Annotated in this window: 3 protein-coding genes and 1 pseudogene; all 4 read right to left on the bottom strand. The window is 36.1% G+C overall.

The features are described 5' to 3' along the window. Positions 1-875 (bottom strand): 50S ribosomal protein L10 (locus tag IJ258_RS04665; RefSeq protein ID WP_292803649.1); only part of this gene is annotated, 875 nt, incomplete at its 3' end. Continuing rightward, complete coding sequence (locus IJ258_RS04660; RefSeq protein WP_292803646.1) at positions 875-1,513, bottom strand: 50S ribosomal protein L1; 639 nt, start codon at positions 1,511-1,513, stop codon at positions 875-877. The genes IJ258_RS04665 and IJ258_RS04660, both read right to left, overlap by 1 nt. 181 nt (positions 1,514-1,694) lie before the next feature. Continuing rightward, a complete protein-coding gene (locus tag IJ258_RS04655; protein ID WP_292803643.1) occupies positions 1,695-2,177 on the bottom strand; it encodes a 50S ribosomal protein L11 in 483 nt (160 codons plus the stop codon). Further along, a pseudogene (locus IJ258_RS04650) lies at positions 2,177-2,277 on the bottom strand (transcription elongation factor Spt5); the annotation flags it as partial. The pseudogene IJ258_RS04650 and the gene IJ258_RS04655, both read right to left, overlap by 1 nt.

Genomic DNA, 2,277 nt, shown 5'->3' with positions numbered 1-2,277 from the left:
GCTAATTCATCGTCAATAGCACCAGGTGCGTCAGCAACTTCGGATGCTAATGCTAACATTTTAGCTTGTGCTAAACCAATGATTGGTTCTGAAGTTTCAGAAGTCATTATTGCTGCTTCTACACCGACATTAATAGCTCTGGTGTATGCAAGAGTAATGATAGTGGAAATAGTTTCATCAGTAGGGATAGCTGCGTTTACAGATAAGTTGAATGCATTTCTGAATGCATTTTGTACGTCAGCTAATGTTTGTTCTTCATCGATTGCGAGTACGTCAGAAGTATAAATGGATCCTTCTTCATATACTGCTTTTAAATCAATTCCTACTTCCATCGGATTAATATCCATTCTTGATAAAGTTGCTGCTACTTGTTTGGATACTTCCTCACCAGCTTTTACAACAACAGTTTCTTTTTGAACGCAAATTTTTCCTTTGTCGATTTTTGCAGGAATTCCGACTTGTTGCAATTCACCTAAAAATGGACCAGGTTCAAATCCAGTATCCCCTTCAGGTACAATAATATCGTCAGTAGCAATAGATCCTGGTTTTGCAGGAGCTGAAGTTTTGCTGTCTTCTAATATTTTGTATAATTTGAAAGGATTCATTTCGGTTGCAATAATTGCAACTTGACCATCCATATGTTCAGATAAATCAACAATGTTGGTTTTTTCAGCATTGCAATCTTCAAAAGCTAAATCAATGAGGTTTTTCTTGGACATTCTGATTACAGCATTTCCAGTGAGAGATTTTCTCATTTCTTGGAGCTGTTTTGCAGGAATGTTCATTAAATCGACAATACCGATAACATCGTATTCGTCAATAATACCTTTTAGCTCTTTAACTTCTTCCTTTTTCCATTCAGCAACATGAGCCATTAGATCACCCTCACTACTGGTCCCATAGTTGTTTTTATAAACATGGACTTAATTTGACTTCTTCCTTTTTCTAAATTGCGGTCTAAGACTGTAAGAACAGTTTCCACATTTTCAGCTATATCCTCGTCTGACATGTCTTGGCTTCCAACAACAATTTGAATAGAAGGTTGTTGTTTTACACCAACTTTGACAGTACTTTGTAATCTTTCTAAAAGAGGATCTAATTTGATACTTGCAGGCACTGGTTTTGGCATTTTTCCACGTGGACCTAAAACTGGACCGAGGAATCTACCAACGAGTGGCATCATATCAGCTTGAGCTACTAAGAAATCAACAGAGTTAGCCATTTTTTTAGCGGATTTTCTGTCTTTTCCGAACTCTTCTAAATCCTGTTTGTTGATTACAGTGTCAAGACCAGCATCTTTAGCTTGAACAATGAGTTCCCCATCAGCAATGAATCCGATTGTAACATCTTTGCCACGGCCGTTAGGAAGAGTAACTTCCTCATTAAACCTATTTTCTGGCTTTTTGACATCTAAGTCACGGATATTAATAATAATATCTACGGACTCAGTGAAGTTTCTCGGCTTAGATTGTTCTTTTGCCTCCTTCACCGCGTTAATTACATCTTGTGTCATTATTCATCCCCCATGAACATTTAATGTTCATTGGATATTTTTTTGGTTTCATGAGAATCATTACAAGAAAAAAATTCTTAAACGATTGCATGAATTAAAAACAGTATATCAATTATAATTAAATTATAACATCATATACACTGTATTTATTAACTTAATTTAAATTTTAACTTGACAATATCTATTCATTTAAAATATCGTCATAAACTCCAGCATCAACATCTTTTTGTGCTTCTCTTGGGTCTTTACCGTCAACAGATAATCCCATACTTACACAGGTTCCCATAACTTCTTTGATTCCTGCTTTGTAATCATTTGCAAGTAATGAATCAAATTTCATTCTTGTGATTTTTAAAGCGGTTTCAATTGGTAAGTCATTTACAATATCTAAACCTGGTTCATGAGAAGCTTTTTCGATGCCTAATTCTTCCATGATAAGAGCAGTTGTTGGTGGAGTACCAATTTCAATTTCAAATTCTTTGGTGTCTCTATCAACACTGATAATTACAGGCACTTTCATTCCCGCAAAGTCAGCACTTTTTTTGTTGATTTCTTCAACCACTTGCATCATGTTAATACCGAGAGGTCCTAAAGCAGGTCCTAATGGTGGGCCTGGAGTAGCTGTTCCACCTTCGATAAGAACTTCGACTGTATCTTTAGCCATCAGTCAGCCTCCTTTTGAATTATTCTAATTTGATCAGCTTTAACAGTAACCGGAATTGGTACTGCAGCTTCTATTAACTCAAGAACGACTTCTTCACGTG

The organism is Methanobrevibacter sp. (assembly GCF_017468685.1).
GTDB lineage: Archaea > Methanobacteriota > Methanobacteria > Methanobacteriales > Methanobacteriaceae > Methanocatella.
The sequence above is the reverse complement of the archived record's forward strand: the minus strand, read 5'-3'. Positions and strand labels throughout refer to the sequence as shown.

Excerpts from the sequence above, each read along its gene's own strand:
- IJ258_RS04660 (WP_292803646.1), bottom strand. The coding sequence starts at position 1,513 with ATGACACAAGATGTAATTAACGCGGTGAAGGAGGCAAAAGAACAATCT.
- IJ258_RS04655 (WP_292803643.1), bottom strand. The coding sequence starts at position 2,177 with ATGGCTAAAGATACAGTCGAAGTTCTTATCGAAGGTGGAACAGCTACT.